The 16447-nt window shown below is 68.3% G+C and carries 8 protein-coding genes and 2 pseudogenes; 1 reads left to right on the top strand and 9 read right to left on the bottom strand.

Annotated elements, in window-relative coordinates:
- From IE226_RS10310 to IE226_RS10285, 6 genes and pseudogenes are all read right to left on the bottom strand, one after another.
- Positions 1 to 4947 (bottom strand): Eco57I restriction-modification methylase domain-containing protein, encoded by a 4947-nt coding sequence (locus IE226_RS10310; RefSeq protein WP_190080774.1) that lies wholly within the window; start codon positions 4945 to 4947, stop codon positions 1 to 3.
- A 4-nt stretch (positions 4948 to 4951) separates the two neighbouring features.
- Positions 4952 to 7933, bottom strand: coding sequence for a DEAD/DEAH box helicase (locus tag IE226_RS10305; protein WP_190080773.1), 2982 nt, complete (start codon positions 7931 to 7933; stop codon positions 4952 to 4954).
- Positions 7934 to 8040: 107 nt separating this feature from the next.
- Positions 8041 to 9144 carry a serine/threonine-protein kinase gene (locus tag IE226_RS10300; RefSeq protein ID WP_229870724.1) on the bottom strand — a complete coding sequence of 368 codons (1104 nt, stop codon included), beginning with the start codon at positions 9142 to 9144 and terminating at the stop codon, positions 8041 to 8043.
- Positions 9145 to 9203: 59 nt separating this feature from the next.
- Complete coding sequence (locus IE226_RS10295) at positions 9204 to 10931, bottom strand: N-6 DNA methylase (RefSeq protein ID WP_190080771.1); 1728 nt, start codon at positions 10929 to 10931, stop codon at positions 9204 to 9206.
- Positions 10932 to 11080: 149 nt separating this feature from the next.
- Positions 11081 to 11299: a DUF397 domain-containing protein gene (locus IE226_RS10290; RefSeq protein WP_190080770.1), complete on the bottom strand. Its 219-nt coding sequence runs from the start codon at positions 11297 to 11299 to the stop codon at positions 11081 to 11083.
- Positions 11296 to 12109, bottom strand: a pseudogene (locus IE226_RS10285) (helix-turn-helix domain-containing protein). Before IE226_RS10285 ends, IE226_RS10290 begins: the two are co-directional and overlap by 4 nt.
- Positions 12110 to 12422: 313 nt before the next feature.
- On the opposite strand from IE226_RS10285, the pseudogene IE226_RS10280 reads away from it, so the two are divergent.
- Positions 12423 to 12831 (top strand): annotated as a pseudogene (locus tag IE226_RS10280) (ATP-binding protein).
- Positions 12832 to 12840: 9 nt separating this feature from the next.
- Here IE226_RS10280 and IE226_RS10275 read toward each other — a convergent pair.
- From IE226_RS10275 to IE226_RS10265, 3 genes are all read right to left on the bottom strand, one after another.
- Positions 12841 to 15342, bottom strand: coding sequence for an Hsp70 family protein (locus IE226_RS10275; protein WP_190080769.1), 2502 nt, complete (start codon positions 15340 to 15342; stop codon positions 12841 to 12843).
- A 72-nt stretch (positions 15343 to 15414) separates the two neighbouring features.
- On the bottom strand, positions 15415 to 16050 hold the full coding sequence (locus IE226_RS10270) for a nucleotide exchange factor GrpE (RefSeq protein WP_190080768.1): 636 nt from the start codon (positions 16048 to 16050) through the stop codon (positions 15415 to 15417).
- A 69-nt stretch (positions 16051 to 16119) separates the two neighbouring features.
- Positions 16120 to 16440 carry a hypothetical protein gene (locus IE226_RS10265; RefSeq protein ID WP_190080767.1) on the bottom strand — a complete coding sequence of 107 codons (321 nt, stop codon included), beginning with the start codon at positions 16438 to 16440 and terminating at the stop codon, positions 16120 to 16122.
- Positions 16441 to 16447: the final 7 nt, after the last annotated feature.

Below are 16447 nucleotides of genomic sequence, written 5' to 3'. Positions count from 1 at the left end.
CTACCTGCTTTCCGGGGCGGGGGCGGGGGCGGGCGTGGGTTCGGTGGGCGTGGGGGTGGTGAGGGGGTGCTCGGCGAGGTAGGCGGCGTAGTCGCCGTACTCGCCGGCGTGGAGGCGGGCGGTGAAGTCCGCGTGGGCGCGGGTCATTTCGGCCTCGCGGTTCGGCTTGACCCAGCCCTCGGGGATGGCGGGGGTGGGGTCGCCTGCGCGGGCGGCTTTGGCCCATGCCTTGACGAAGGCGGTCTCTTCGGGGGTCTGGCGGATGCCGACGTTGTGCGTTGCCGCGCCGATCTTGTGTCCGTCGGGCGCGAAGAACATCTCCCACTCGTACTTGCGGAGTACGGCGAACTGGGAGCGGTACATGGCGCAGAGTTGCTCGGCGGTTAGGCCGAGCATGACGGCTACGAGCGCGTCAATCTCGACTAGGGCCATGCGGCGGTCGCACTCCGTGCGGAGGGGAGTCGCCATGGACCAGGTGGGTTCGACGGCCTGGATCGGTGGCCGAGGGGATTCGGGGTCGGTCCAGCGGTCAGCAAGCCAGGCGGGCTCGAAGAGTTCGTCCCACAAGGGGGCGTAGTCGCGGGTCAGGCAGTTCAGGCGGAGGGTGCGCAGTAGGAGCGGAGTGCTGAGGAGGTGTTGCAGCGGTGCAGGGAAGCGGCGAGCCAGCTCAAAGTTGACCGCAGTCGTCCCTGATACTTTGACCAAGTAATCAAGTGCGACTGAAGCCCACAGGCCACCGACAATGGCAGTCTTCCGGTTGTTCTCCAATGCCATGGTGTGCACCGCGTGAACATGCGTTGGTCCGGGCGGCAAGAGCGCGGCATGCAATGACCGCTCGGTATTCGAAGTGACCATGCGACGCCACGCGAGCCGAAAATTCTCACGCGAAGGGGTTCCATCCCAGACACGCTGCGCTGCAACAAATTCATCCGGAGTACATGATCTCCTATAGTTAACTCGAGGGATGACTGTCGTCGGCAGGGATTCTAGTTGCCAGACCGAATAGTCCTTATTGGACTTGCACTCGACATTCGGCTGCTTTGCGAATGGAGTAGCCACAGAGAAATGTGGCCCCTGCAGCACAACTTCATCCCATGAGCTTGGCGTATGCGTATGCCACTCAATCACCCGCTCCCTTTTGGCCTTCCCTTCATCGAGCTCCAAAGACCACCAATATTTGTTATCTTGGATTCGCTCCGGGAAGCGCGACAGGGTCCGGAGAACTTGATTTTCAGCCGTCGTTACAGGACGCAGCGCACGCGCTTCTGACGCTGGCGTCCCCGGCGGGTCCACGAGCGCCGCCCAGTCGGCGAGGGTTTCGAGTGTTACCTTTACGATCCTTCCCACGTGCGGTCTAGTGTCCCAGCCGCCCTCAGGAAATTGAATTCCTGGCAGCTCGCCCCGGCCGTCATGGTTGAAAGAGTGATCTACCAGAGATGGGTGGACCACTCGCGCGACCTGCTCGAACTGGATGCCCCTTTCGGCCCCATAGACACTAATGCCGAAATTCTTATTATTGTCTACGTCCTCAAATAGTAGGATGTTGTTGCCGAACTGAAAGTGGCGCCGGAGTCTTGCGTATGTTGCCGCACGAAACGCGCCTCCAGTTGGAAACGAGAAGTGATTCTCCTCGTGAATTAGGGCCGCGGATCCATTTTGCGCAGTGTTGCGCCAAACCTGTTCCATGAAACTCATGTACAGGTTCGTCTTCATTCCAGAAAGCAATGGATGAGTTGCCGGTGACCCCAGATGCTCGCTAACCCCTGCCCAAGAAGTCAAGTCAAGAAGATACTCTTCCATCGCGGATTGTTCGAGAAGTGCTTTCTCCTTACGATCTGCCTTTACTTGCACTGGCGCGTTCTCGATCAAGCCAAACCAAGCGTCATGTTCCGCGACAGCGAGTTCGTCATCCCACTCGAACTTGACCCAGGGCGGGTTTCCTACCTGAAGGTCGAACCCACCCTGCTCGAAGGTGTGCGCGAACTCCAGCTCCCAGTGAAAGAACCCCTCCCGCCAGGAGATCGCATCGACCTCGCCCAGCCACGGGAACCGCACCATCACCGACGGCAGGTCAACGCATTGGCTCATGACCCGGTCAAACTCGTCATCCATCGCGAGCTTCTCGAACTCGCCGGTGTCGGCGAACAGCCCGAACTCGTCATCCAGCCCGGCCGCGCCGCCACCGACCCGGCCGGAGGGCCTCGCCTTCGCCTTGGCGGCCGGAACGCCCAACACTGCTTCACAGAAGGACAGCCACTCCTCCATGCTTGGCGGTGTAGGGGTGTCGGCCTGCCCAACCGGCCAGAACCACAGGGCGCACCAAGCATCCATGACCAGCTTCAGCCGGCCGCGCGGTGAGCCCGGCTCGTTCAGCGCGCTCTCGATCTGCTCACGCGTAACGTCTCCCGACGCCTTCTCCAGTGGCTGGTCGGGGTCGACCTCCCACACGTCGATCTGGCGCCGCACCTCCCGCTCACTCACGATCAAGCGGCGCCGGGTCAGCTCCCACAGCCGCTCGACTCGCGTTGCCAGCGACAGCAGTCGCTTGCCCTGCGCCACCGACGGCGTCGACGTGACGGCCGTCCGCCACTTCGCCAGCGCGTCGCGCTCGTCTTTGGCCAGTTCCTTGGCCTGCTTGGCGTCGGCGACCGCGCCCCACCCCTTGGCCGGTAGCAGGAAGTGGTGGATCTCCGTGCCCGCCTGAAATTGGCCTTCGTCGGCTCCTGCCCGCAGCGGCCGGTCCGTCGGGACCGTCGTCAGCCATGCCTTTCGCTTCAGCGCCTCCGTCGCGTACACGGCCCGTCGCGCCCCGATCAACGAGTTGCCGCGACGCAGGTGCAGGCCGAACCAGGGAGCCTTCAGGCCCTCGTGCATCGAGTTGAGCCACAGCGAGACCTCGGCTAGCTCAACAGCGGTCTGGTTGAGGTCGACGCCGTAGCAGTTGTGCAGTGCGAGGTACGCCTTGACCTTCTGGAGCTCCGCCTCGTACCGGTCGGGAGGCAGTTGCTCACCGCCGAGCTCCGCCATCCTGCGCTTCAGGTACTCCGCCGCCAGCTGGTTGATGGCCTCGTTGAGGAACGCGCCCGAGCCGAGGGCGGGCTCGCACACCTTCAGGTCGAGAATCGCCCGCGCGGGCGTCGTGACGCCGTCCTGGTCCAGCAGCTCCGCGAGCGCGTGCTTGACCGTGCTGCGGGTCAGTACCTCCGGCGTGTAGTACGACGCCGATCGCTGCCGCTCCCGACCGGACAGGCGGTAGACGAACCTGCCCTTCTTGTGTTCGACCCGCTTGAAAGCGCCCGTCAGCTCGTCCCGCCGCTTGACGAAGACTTCCTCGTCGTAGTTGTCGGCGTCCTTGAAGGGCACGACCCAGGTGCCGCTCAGCCCGTCCGAATCCGGCTTGGCAACCTCGTACAGGTCATCCCAAGCGAAGAAACCGGTGTACGACATCAGGCCCTCGTACACTGCACCGAGCTGGTTGATGCCGAGCTGCGCGTACGAGATGAAGCCCTTGCCCGTGCCGCCGCCGGCCTTGCCGCGGCCACTGCGCCGGCCCTGGGTGAGCATCAGCAGGTTGAGCACCCGCCATAGCACCCGGTTCCGAAGCTTTGTCTCGATCCGCTCGCCCTCTACCGACACCGAGCCGATCAGCGGGGTCGCGTCGGCCTTGAACAGGTCGCTGCGCAGGGCCTCGAAGCGCAGGCCGTCCGCGTCGAGGATGGTCACTCCGTCCTCGGTCGGCGCGGCGTCCGTGCCCATAGGGCGGTGTCCCTGGTCCACCAGCCGGAACAGCAGGTCCAGCGAATCGGCGAAGTGGGTGCCGTCCTGAGCCTCCTCCGGAAGGTCGTAGGAGACCAACTCGCCGATCCGGGCCAGGCCATAGCCGTCCTGATAGGCGTCGTCCTTACTGGGCAGGATGCCAAGCTCGGGCCGGGCCTCCGCGTAAAGCAGGAACAGGATCCGGTACAGATACCGCAGCGACTCCCGAGTGAGCCGACTTGCGAGGTCGGCGGGGTCACCCAGCTCCGCCGGATCGGCGCCGCCCTCCTGGAGCCGGTCCAGGATCTCCTGGGCGATGAGCTCGACCGACTGCCGCAGCCCCTCCCGCAGCTCCTTTGAAACGCCCACCGCGTGCTTGCGGCCCTTGTCGACCAGGCCATCCAAGTACCCGGCGACGCCACCCTCCGTCAGCAGTGACTCCGCGCCGAACAGCGCGGCCACCGCCTCCAGTTCCTCGCCGTCCGCGCTGAGGTTGCGGTCCAGGGCCTCGTCCACGCTCACCGCGAGGAACCGGCCCTCGTGCCAGGCCGTGCGGTCGGCGAGCAGTACCGCGCCGCCCGCGAGGAGCAGGACGTAGCGCGGGGCGTAGCCGTCCTCGCAGCCGAAGAGGAAGGTGACGGCGTCGGCCGCACTGGTGATGAGCTGCTTGCCGTCGAGCTGGATCGGGTCGAGGAGTTGTGCGCCGCCGTCCTCGACGTCCGCGACGACGAGTTCGCCGTCCACCTGCCAGGTGACGTCCAGGGCGACGAGTTCCAGGCCGCCTGGGCCCGTGACGGCGAGCGCGACCGGCACCGACCGTTCCTTGTCGCCCTGCATCACGTCGAAGTCGCCCCGGCGGAGTCGGGTGTGGGTGGAACCCTCGGGCTCCACAGCCGCAGCATCCGCGTCCTTGCCCTCGGCCTCCGGCTCGACATACGCCAGTGCCGCCAACAGGCGGTCGTTGAGCTCCCGTACCTCGGGACCGTCGAAGGTCTTGTTCTCAGTGATGCGGACCTTGGCCTTGAAGTACTCGCGGCGCAGGCCCTTCACGCCCGACCGGGACGACGGGGCGCCCGCCCGGTCGGCGGAGGTCCAGCGCTTGCGCAGTTCGGTGAGGTCCTTGGCGAACAGCTCGGCGAGGTAGTGGGCGGAGATGTACTCACCGCGGTTGGTGATCGCTTCGAATGCCACGGTGTCACGCACCCCTCTGCTGCTGAATTACCTTGCCGCCGGCGGTCGAGGCCGGCGCCAGGACTCCGATCACCCGCACCATCGCCTCGCCCTGTGTGGCCAGCTGCTCGATGAGCTGCTCGACCTCCACCGCGGTCTTCTGCACGCGCGTCTCCTCGTGCTTCCGCCGCATGCCGCTGAAGCTCAGTTGCTCGAACGTCGACAGGCTGGCCTTCCGCCATGCCTCCAACCGCTGTTCGTACTCGATGAGTTGCTCCACCAGCGGAGTCTCCTGCTCGTTGCGCAGCCCGCCGATGTGGTCGCGGCTCGCCTGTACCGCCGCCGGGACCAGTGCCTGGAGGGCAGCCCTGTCGCCGGTGAAGGGGCGGTTGAGCATTCCCGGCTTGACTCCGGCCCGTTCGAGTACGCCCACCAGGTCGTCGTCGAAGGTGGGTGTGCCGCCCGCCAAGCCCGTCACGCAAGTCCACGCCAGGACGGTCGGGTGGCCCTTGGCATTGGAGTACATGCCCTGGGTGAGGAACACCGGTTCGGTGACGTCCGCCGTGATGATCGGGGCGGTGTTGCGGGTGAGTCTGACGAGGACCTTGTCGGTGAGCCACTCCACGACCGGGTGCTGGTCCGTGAGGTAGCTGACGTCGGGCCAGCCGGAAGTCTCGGTGCGCTCCTGCTTGGTGATCGCGCCCTTGGCCCGGTTGCCGCTGCGCTCACGGGCACGGTCCAGCCGGTCCTGGCCGAACTGCTTGTCGAAGGTGACCCGGAGCTGGTCCAGGACCTGCCGTTCGTCCAGGTACGACTTGGGGAGGACCAGCAGGCGGCGCTGGAGTTCCCGGTCCGGGGTGAAGACCATCATCTTGGGGTGGTCGGCGTCCCAGTGCTTGCCGATGCGCTGCTCCGGGTTGTCGTAGACCTCCTCCAGGGCCTCTTCGACGAACGCGCGGGTGGAGGCGAACAGTTGCGGCACCCGATAGCCCGGTGAGTCGCCGTCCGGGGTGTGGTCGGCGAGGAACGCCTCGAAGGGGTCCAGCGGGACCGACGGAACGGCAGCGTCGAACGGTTCTTCGTTCGCCAGGAGCCGTTCCATGATGGCGTTCGTCTCAGCGTCCTCGTCGCGCAGGCCCAGGATGGAGGCGGCCTCGCCGAGGGTGCGGTGGACCTCGTCCTCACGCCTGAGCAGGCGCTCGGAGACCGCTCGGTCGGCCGAGGGGCGGTCGGGGTCCTCGTCGGCGGTGAGCAACAGCAGTGCGCGGATCTCCGGGGAGTGCTGCTGGCCGTAGCGGTCAATGCGGCCGTTGCGCTGCTCGATGGTGATCAGCGACCAGGGCAGGTCGTAATGGATCATCTGGTGGCACTGGCGGTGCAGGTTGACGCCCTCGGCGGCGATGTCGCCGGTGAGCAGGACCCGCAGTTCGCTGCTCGCCAGGCCGAAGTCCTTGACGGTGCGCTGCTGTTCGTCGTCGGAGAGGCCGCCGTGGAGCTGGCGGACGGCGCCGCTGGTCTTTCCCTTGCTCGGTGCGAAGCCGAGGGCCGAGGGCAGGGTGTCCTGCAGTATCTGGAGGGTGGCGCGGCGCTCGGAGAAGATGACGACGCGGGTGTCGGAGCCGGGGCCGACCTCGATCTCGTCCTTGAGGACCTTCACCAGCTGCCGGAACTTGGCGGCGTCCTCGATGTCTATGGCCTCGGCGATGGTGCCGAGGTTGACCAGTGCGTCGCGTTCGGCCTGGCGTTCTTGTGCGTTGGTGCTCCGGTCGATGCTGTCGATCCGGTTGTCGACCGTTTCGACGAGCGCGGAGTGGGAGGAGAGGAAGGACTTCAGCAGGGTGTAGGGGAAGAGCCGGGCGCCCTTGCCGGAGACAGGGGCCTTGCGGCCGTCCTTCGGGTTGATCCAGACGTCGTACAGCTCGTCGAAGACCCGCTGCTCGGCCGGGGTCGCCGTGCAGTCGATGGCGACGGGCGGCCTGCGGGTGGCCCACATGTGGCCGATCTCGGCGGAGACGTCGGGGGACATCTTGTGGCGCCGGATGTAGAGGTGCTGGAGCTGCGTCTCGTCGTAGTCGCTGGTGTTGGGGATGGCCGTCGGGTCGAGGAGGCTCAGCAGCTCGCCGAAGGACTCCCGCTGGCCGTTGTGCGGTGTGGCGCTCGCCAGGATCAGGGCGTCGGTCTTCGGCGCGAGGAGCTGCGCGAGGCGGTTGTTCTTCGTCCCGGTGTTGATGAGCTTGTGCGACTCGTCGATGACGACGGCGTCCCAGGTGACCTGCATGAGGTGGCTGCGCCAGCGGTCGGAGCGCAGGGTGTCGATCGAGATGATCGCGCGCTTGTAGTAGGAGAAGGGGTTGCGGCCGGCGGGGATGTCGTTCTTGATCCGCTCGATACCGGCCGAGTCCAGCCGCACCACCGGGATCGCGAACCGCGTCCACAGCTCGTGCTGGAACTGTTCCAGGATGTGCTTCGGCGTCACCACCAGGATGCGCTCGCCGCGTCCGCGCCTGATCAGTTCGGACAGCAGCAGCCCGACCTCAAGCGTCTTGCCGAGGCCGACCGCGTCCGCGATCAGCAGTCGGGGGCGGAGGGCGCGCAGGGCGGCCTTGGCGGGTTCACGCTGGTAGGCGAGGTCGTCGACGAGGTGGGTGCCCACGGTGGCGAGGCGCTGCTCGGAGAGGGGCAGCGGGGTCTTGCGGATCAACGCGTCGATGAACAGGCGCGAACGGCGGCACTCGGGGGAGTCGTCGGGGACGAGCTCGGTGTCCTCGGGACGCAGCGGGGTCACCTGGTCGAGGCCTTCGTGCGCGAAGAAGACCGCCCGCTGGTCGCGGACCAGGGGCGAGATGCCCCGTACGTCCAGGCGGGTGCCATCCTTGGCGGTCTCGGCGGCCTCCACGACCAGCCAGTCCTCGTCGCGGGCGCGGACCTGCATCCCGGCGGCGAACCGGACGCCACCGGACGCATCGCCCGGGACGTTGCCTGACGCACTGTCGGCGACGGTGGTCATCGGCGGGTCTCCTTCGATTGCTGCTCTGCTGCTCTGCTGCTCTGCTGCTGTGCCGCTGTGCCGTTCAAGCACTGGGCGTTTGTGGTTTGTGCGCGGGCTTGACGGGGTCAGCCGCCGTAGTCGCCGCGGCGGTCCTCGATACGGCTGCGCCATCGTGCGGCCCAGCGGTCCGGCATGGCGTCCGGCTGGGGCCCGGGATCGAGCGGCTCCGCGGGCCTGGGGAACGGCGCGGCCTCGGGCACCGGCTCAGGGGCGATGTCCGGAACGCCGTCCGGCTCGTCGGCAACCGCGGCATCGGGATCCGGTACGGCATCCGGTGCCTCGACCGGTGTGGCCTGCCGCTCCAGCACCGCCGCGAGGAACGCCTCAGGCAGCGGCGGGTACGCCTGCGCCTCCGTCGGCACGCCGAAGTCGAGCAGGCGTCCCATCGCCTCCTCCAGCACGTTCTGTGCCGTCGGCCGGTCCTCGGCGTCGAAGGCCAGCGTGTGGGTGACCAGGTCGAGCAGCGCGGGCGGGAGGCCGGTCAGGTCGGGCTGGATGTCCAGCGTCCGCTGTGCCGGCATCTGTGCGTAGAAGGGGACGTGGCCGGTCGCCGCGTGCGCCAGCGTCGCGCCGAGGCTGTAGACGTCCGACGCCTCGCTGGCCTTACGGGAGTCCGCCGCCTGTTCCGGTGCCATGTAGGAGAGGGTGCCGAGGGCCGCGCTCGCCGTGGTCAGGCCGGTACCGCCGCTGACGTGGGAGATGCCGAAGTCTATGACCCGGACGCCGTCCGTAGCGACCAGGACGTTGCCGGGCTTGAGGTCCCGGTGCAGTAAACGCACCGAGTGGATGTGCATCAGGGCGTCCGCGAGACCCGCTGCCAGCCACCACGCACCCAGCTCGCTGACCGGGCCGTGCTGCTCCACCAACTCCAGCAGTGAGGGCGCGTTGATGTACTGGGTCGCGATCCACGGCGTCGCCGCTTGCGGGTCGGCGTCCACCAGAGCGGCGGTGTGGAAGCCGCCGACGCGGCGGATCGCCTCCAGCTCCAGGGCGAAACGCTTGCGGAAGTACTCGTCCTCCGCGAGCTGAGGTCTGACGACCTTCACCGCGACCGGGCGGGTCGAACGGTAGCCCAGGTACACGACACCCATCGCGCCCTGCCCCAGTCGGCCGACCAGTCGGAAGTTCCCGACTGCCGTCGGGTCGCCCGCTCTGAGCGGCTGCAGCACCTTTGCCCCCGTACTGTCCTGACCTGGCTGGACGAGAGCGAGGTTATCAGCGGGTCGGTTCACTGATCCTTCGCCTCCTGGGACTCGCTCTTCCCCGAAGAGGCACTGATGGCCGACGGCGGCAGCAGGGCACCGTTGGTCAGCCCGTCGTACGCGAGTGCAACGACCCGGTCGCCGATGGCGGCGGCCTCGCGCAGCAGTTCCTCGAAGGCGCCCAGACGCCGGAAGGCCTCGCCGTACTCCCGCTGGCGCCCGATGTCCATCTGCGGAACCTGCGCACCCGAGGCGCTCAGGCGGAGGGTGCCACTGCCGGTGGTGCTGCGGCGGGTGTTGGCGGCGCTGCGCAGGAAACCGCGCAGGTAGTCGGTGTCGAGCTGGTCGGTCCGGGAGGTCGGCTCGGTGCCGTCCAGGTTGACCAGACCGCCCCGGACGAGATCGCCGAGTCCCATCGGCGCGGCCTCGATGCGGCCGGGGCCGGCAGGGAGCTCGGGGAGCAGGTCGAGCAGGTCCCTGGCGAGGCTCTGGACGCGGTCGCGCAGGGCGGCGTACTCGACGGGATAGTCGCCGTGATGGGGGGTGACGTAGCGGCTGGGGCTCAGGTCGACGTCGTCGTCCAGGATGTCGACGGGCGGAACGTCCTCGATCTGCTCCGCCGTCGGTGCGCAGTCCTTCATGCCGATGCCGATGCCGTCCGGGTCGGCGGTGCTGAGGTCGATCATGCGGATGTGTGTCGGGGTGGGGTCGCCTTGGGCCGGTCGCCGCAGGATCCACAGGTGCACGGGCAGTGAGTGGCCGGACATCAGACCGGGCGGCAGTGCCACCATGGAGGCCAGCAGTCCTCGGCGGACCAGTTCGGCCCGGATACGGCGACCGGCCTTGCGGTAGGCGACGGACGAGGGCAGCACCAGCAGCGCCCGGCCGCCGGGGGCGGTGTGGGCGTAACAGTGCTGGACCCAGGCGAGTTCGCTCTCCGAGCGCGGGGGTACGCCCAGCTCCCAGCGGGGGTCGAGCAGCAGGTCGTCCCGCCCCCAGTCGGCCACGCCCACCGGGGGATCGCAGACGACCAGATCGGCGCGGAGGTCGGGGAAGGCGTCCTTGCGCAGCGAGTCTCCACAGGCCAGCGTGGCGGTCCTGCCGTCGAGCCGGGCGCGGAACTCCGCGATGGCGGCGGTCGCCGGATTGAGTTCCTGGCCGTACCGGTGGGCACCCGGGACCGCGGTGAGCAACAGCGTCCCGATGCCGCACGCCGGGTCGTAGACCGTGCTGACTGTGCCGTCCGATGCTCCGGCTGCCTCGCCGGCCGTCCTGGCGAACGCCGCGACGATCCGCTCCAGCGCGAGGGTGGTCATCGGCTCACCGCCGCTGCGGGTGGTGGAGGCGATACAGCGCTCGACAAGGTCGGCGTAGAGGGCGTGTGCGTCACGCTCTGCAGACAAGGCGGTGAGGGCCGTCGCGGCGGGCTCGGCCAGCGGCTGCTCGACGGCGGTTCCGAGCAACTGCGCGCCGACCGCGCCGAGTGCGGTGAGCAGGTCGTCGCCGTACTGAGCGCGCAGTTCGTGCCACAGGTCGACCTCAGCGGAGGTTTCCCGGCCCTTGCCCTGTTGGTCCAGCCACTGCTGGACTTCCGTGAGCGTGAAGAGGGGGCTGGTCGCGGTGCCGGCGGCGGGGCGCGGGAAGTCGGGGTGACGGCGGCGCCAGTTGGAGACGGCGGCACGGGTCACCCCGGCGAGGCGGGCGATCTCGGCAGCCGTGACGACCGCCGCGGGAGCGGATTCGTCGGCGGCCATGACTGGACCGTACACACCTCAAAGGACATAGACAAGATGCCTGCGTTAACACCGCTAACAGCGCGGTGACATTCCTGCCCATTTCGGAATCCAGGGGGCGAGGAACCGCACCTCAAGGGGGACAAACAGTCAGCCGACGAGTGAGAGGGTCACCCCTCGCTGTCGTGGCACGCGGCGAAGCCGATGAAGGCCGCCCATGCGGTGCGGTCCATGGTGAGTGCGGGGCCGGTGACCGCCTTCGAGTCCCGGATGTGGACGGTTCCTGGCGAAGTCGCCACTTCCACGCACTGGCCGCCCTCAGCGCCGCTGTAACTGCTCTTGAACCACCGCAGATCCTGAGCGACGGCAGTGATCTTTCGGGTGTTCATAGCTCCCCCAGCAACTTCTCGATGTAGGCCAGCGACTCACACGGGGTGAGGGCCTGCGCACGGATGATCCCATAGCGTGCGGCGAGTGCGCGGACCTCTTCGCGATCGGTCACCAGTGTGCTACGTCCTTGCGCCTCCGTGTAACCGATCTGCTCCCCTCCCTTGCGTGTGAACAACGTGAACCCGCCGTCCACACCGGCGTTGTCCTCCCGGTCGAGCGGCATCACCTGCACCTCGACGTTCCGTTTTCTGGCCGATGAGGAGGATCTGCTCCAACTGCCCCCGCAGCACCGAGGCTCCGCCGAGCCGCCGTAGCAGTACGGACTCCTCCATGACGAAACTGAACAGGGGCGCGGGCCACTTGTTGAAGATCTCCTGGCGGGCCAGACGCGCCGCGACCCGCTGCTCGATCGTCTCCTCGTTCAGGAGCGGCCGACGCATGGTCAGCAGCGCCCGCGTGTACTCCTCGGTCTGCAACAGGCCGTTGACCACATGGGTGTCGTACGTCTGAAGCTCGACCGCCTCGGCTTCCAGTCGCGCCGCATCCCGGAAGAACGCCGGATAACGCGCCCGCGCCACCTCTTCCTTCATCGCCCGCAGGACGCCGCCCGCGTTCAGTACCTCGTCCGCCCTGTCGATCAGCTCCGGCTTGGGGATGCGTCGGCCGAGCTCGACCGACGTGATCTGGTCCTCCCCGTAACCGAGCCGGGAACCCAACTCGGCCCGGGTCAGCCCGGCCCGCTCCCGAAGCAGCTTCAACTGCTGCCCCAAGCACCGCAGGAAGCCCGCCCCGTCGTCCTGCTCCGCCATGCCCGCCACCTCCGGCAACCTGTCCGCCCACGGCTCTGATACGCGGCTGTACACGGTGAGGCCACCGCACGCAGCGCGAAGGGCACGCTACGCGCGGTGGCGAAAGAGTCGAACCTGAACGTTCGCGAGTTCCCCCGTACGAGGACTTGCCCCTGCCTGTACGTCCATCGCGACGATCTGTACAGACCAGCCCCGTACAGGCGTCGTAGCTGGTCAGCGCCGTGTGGCCTCCGGCAGGCTCGCCGCCATGGAATCCTCCGACACCGCCATCGCGCCGACGCCCCAACCGCCGGCTGCCCTCCACGAGTTCGCCATGTGTTTCACCTCCACACCGCGCGGTGCCCGCCTCGCCCGCCGTCTCGTCTCGCATTGGCTGGACCAGTGGGGATACGCCTACGACTCCGCAGCGAACGAGACCCACCCTCATCGCGGCCGAACTCGCCGCCAACGCCGTGCGGCACGGCCACGTGCCCGGCCGGGACTTCCACCTCCGGCTGACGGCAACCAGCGACACCCTCCGCGTCGAGGTGATGGACACCCGCACTGAGCGGGTGCCGCCCCGGTCCGTTCCCGAAGCGCCCGGCGACGCGGAGTCCGGCCGGGGACTGCTGCTCGTGGCCCGGCTGGCGACCCGCTGGGGCACCGACCCGCGCCCCGCCGCACCCGGGAAGACCGTGTGGGCGGAGCTGACTCCACGACGGAGCGGAACGGCGATGCGCTGAGCCGGCGGGTCAGCGGGCCGGCTTCTCCGGACGCACGGTCCTGCGCTCCGGCGCCCGGAACTCCGCCTGCTCCCGGCGCATGTCCGCGTAGAGGTCGGTGATCCGGGACTTGGCCGCGTCCACCCGGGCGAGGTCTCCTTGCCGAGCCGCCTCGGTCAGCATGTCGCCGGTCTGCTGGATGCGTTGCTGCAACCTGGCGTTGACCCCGTTGTGCGAGGCGAACGCCAGAGCGCTCATCACCTTGTACAGGTCCTCGCCGAGGCGGCGCCGGATGCTCAGCACCTCCTCGGCGATCTTGTGTCCGCGGTCGAAGTCCGCCGCCTCGCGCATCGACTTCAGCGCGCTGCGGTGGCGCAGCATCGCCTCAAGGTCCTCGTCCGGCATCAGCTCGGCCACGTGATGCGGGTAGCGGTAGGCGAGAGCCGTGGCCCAGCGCACGCTCTGCTGACGTTCCAGCAGGACATCCGCGTCTTCCAGGAGCGTGTCCAGGGAACGCCCGGGAGCCTCGCCCCTGACGACCTGCTCCAGGGCGGTCGCCGTCTCTGCCAGGACCGCGGATTCCGCCGGGGTGAGCTCATGACGCCAGTCGGCGAGGAACCTCTGGAACCGTCCGTGTGTCTCCCGCGCCCGCCTGCGGAACTCCGGGGGCAGCGGGTTGCGTCGGAAGACGGCCGGGGTGAACGAGGATCCGTCGAGCCGGGTCTCCAGCCGGATCGAGCGGTCCCCGTCCAGGTGCACGGCGATGGTGAGGGCTTTGGTGCCCGTGCTTCCCTCGGGCAGTTCGTACATGGAGACGCCGCAGAGGTCGTTGCGCTCCGCAGGCTGGAGGTCTCCCTCGTGCAGGGCGATCTCCAGCATGTCCCCGGGATTGGCGGTGAGCTGGAAATCGTGCCGGATCGGCTGCTCTGTCGGGTAGCGGGTGCCCGCCTCGACCAGAACCACCAGACTGCCGTCGCTGGTACGGACGCCGATGGGACGAGGGGTCACATCGGACGGGGCCGCGACGGGCAGCTCCGCTTTGCAGAGTGAGCAGCAGGCGAGGCCCGACTGGTTCACGAATGCGCAGCTCGGGCATTTCAGACCGCCGCTGTCGCGCAGTTTCGCCCCGCACAGGTCGCACTCCATCGCGTCTGGACCGTTCTCCTCTCCGCACTCACCGCAGACGGACGGGGCGGGCGGTGCGGGTTGCTGGGCCGAGAGCGCGGAGAGGTCCGTCGCGCAGACGGGGCACGAGCCGGTGTTCTCGGGCGCAGGGACGTAGCAGACCGGGCATGCGACTGTCGGAGTGCCGACGAGCGGGGTGGCGCAGTCGGAGCAGGTGTCGGAGTCCAGCGGGCAGGTCGCGCGGCAGTCGGGGCAGTCGAGGGTGTCGACGAGCGCCGACTGGACGGCCGCACCGAGGGCGACGCATGTCATCGGGTCCACGTCCGTGCGCAGTTTTTCGCGGCCGAAGAGCTCCGCGAGTCGTTCCGCCACCAGGGGGATGGCGCTCGAGCCACCGACCAGGAGGACCTGGTTGATGTCCTCCGGTAGCAGGGACGCCTCCGTCACGGTCCGCCGGGTCAGGTCGACGGTCTCCTCGATCCGCTCGGCGATCAGGTTCTCGAAGTGCTTCCGGTCGACGGTCTCCGAGAGGACGGCGCCCGACTCGCCGAGCGGAGACACGATCACCTCGGTCGAGGACGCCGCCGACAGGAGGATCTTGGCGTGCTCCGCGGCCTTCCGGATCTTTGAGGCGTCACCCGGCAGGGGTTCGTGTCCGGGGCTGCGCTCGTTGAGGAGTCCCTGCAGGTGATCGGCCAGGCTGCCGTCGAAGTCCGTACCGCCGAGCAGGTTGTCCCCGCCCACGCCGAGCACATCGACGAACCCGGGCATCAGCGTCAGGATCGAGACGTCGAAGGTGCCACCGCCGAGGTCGTAGACGAGGACGGTTGCCTGGTCGGCATCATGAGCGCGTCCGAGGCCGTGCGCGAGCGCTGCCGACGTGGGTTCCATGAGCACCCGTACCACGTGATACCCGGCCAGTCTGCCCGCCTCACGGGTGGCCGCGATCTGCCGTTCGCCGAAGTACGCGGGCGCGGTGATCACGGCGCGGGTGAACGCCGTACCGAGGCGTTTCTCGGCGTCCCGCTTAAGCCGCCTGAGGATGATCGCGGAGATCTGGACCGGGGTGTAGTCGTGGTCTCCGAGTCTGATCAGGATTCCGCCGTCCGGCCCCTCGGTGATCTCCGGACCGCCCTGCCCCATACGGAGGACGGCCTGCTGCACCTTCGGGTCCTTGAACTGGCGGCCCATGAGGCGCTTGACCGTGGCGATCACCCGCGAGGCGTCCCGCTCCAGCCAGTTCAGTGCCTCCCGCCCGACCAGGAGGGTTCCGTCCCCGGAGAGGCCCACGACCGACGGAGTCCCGCTCTCGTCCGGTGCGGTCGCGATGACCTCCGGTTCGCCGTCCTTGATCCAGGCCATGACCGAATTGGTGGTGCCGAGGTCGATTCCGAGTGTCCTGTGCACTTCAGGCTTCCTGTTCTTGGAGTGGGCGGGCTGTGCGGTACCGGGCAGTGGAGGGGTTCCGCAGTGGGCGGGTCAGGAACGGCGGCGAGTACGGCGCTTGTGCCGCGGCAGCCGCCGAGGCTGCCGTCGTGCCGTCGTCGACCGGCCGGGCTGCTCCGGCTCCTTCACCGGTTCCTGAGACGGTTCCGGGCCAGGGCCGATGTCACGGTCGGAGCCGGGGACGGCGACCACGACCTCGGCTGTCCGCAGCACCTGCTGCCCCAGGTAGAAGCCTGGTACGCGTTCCTCCAGTACCAGGTTGGCGGGGTGTCTGGATGTGGGTCGGGCACCCACGACCCGTGCGATCCCGGGTTCGGCGCGCTGGTGCACGAGGTCCATCGGCCTGACATCGGCGGCCAGCAGCTGGCGGCGCAGCAGCCTGTGCGCGGCGGACACCTGTTCCGTCAGGCTCGCCAGGTCCGCGGCGGCGTGGTGCGGCACCGTGGAGTGCCGGCGTGCCGTCCAGCGCAGGGACTCCGCGAGCGCGTCGTCGACGTCGAGCAGGCCGGTGAGCAGGCGGCGGAGCGACGTCTCCCACTCGGCGTCCTTCCGCGCCAGTTCGTCCTCGTACTGGGCACGCCGCCGCTCCAACGCCTCGCACCGTCTGCGCAGTTGCGCTATCAGACGTTCGGAGTCGGAGTCGGGCTGTGCGGAGGACGGTGCGGTCAACGCGGGCTCCCGGAACGTTTGAAGGGGCGTGAGGCGTATAGAGGCGGATGACCGAGCGGTCGTGGGGCGTCAGTCGGACGGCGGGGCGAAGCTCGCCGGGTTGGGCATCAGGGGGGCGACTCGGGACATGTGCCGACGGGCCTCGGCGAGCAGCGCACCGCTCGCATCGGACGGCAGTGCGCCGGGCAGCGGTGTCAGCAGCTCCGCCACCCGACGTTCTCCGGGGCGGGAGAGGGCGTTGCGCGCCCGGGAGAGGCGGTCGCGCAGTTCACGATCGCGCCGGGCGGCCTTCGAGCACCGTTGGTAGGCGGCGAGGACGTCTGTCCTGGACGCGCCGACCTCCAGACCCAGCACCTCGTAAGGAGAATCGCCGAACATGGACATGGTCACCCCGTGT

Source organism: Streptomyces longisporoflavus, from assembly GCF_014649775.1.
GTDB classification, from domain to species: Bacteria; Actinomycetota; Actinomycetes; order Streptomycetales; family Streptomycetaceae; genus Streptomyces; species Streptomyces longisporoflavus.
Note: the sequence above shows the minus strand (reverse complement) of the source record. Positions and strands in the feature narration are given on the sequence as shown.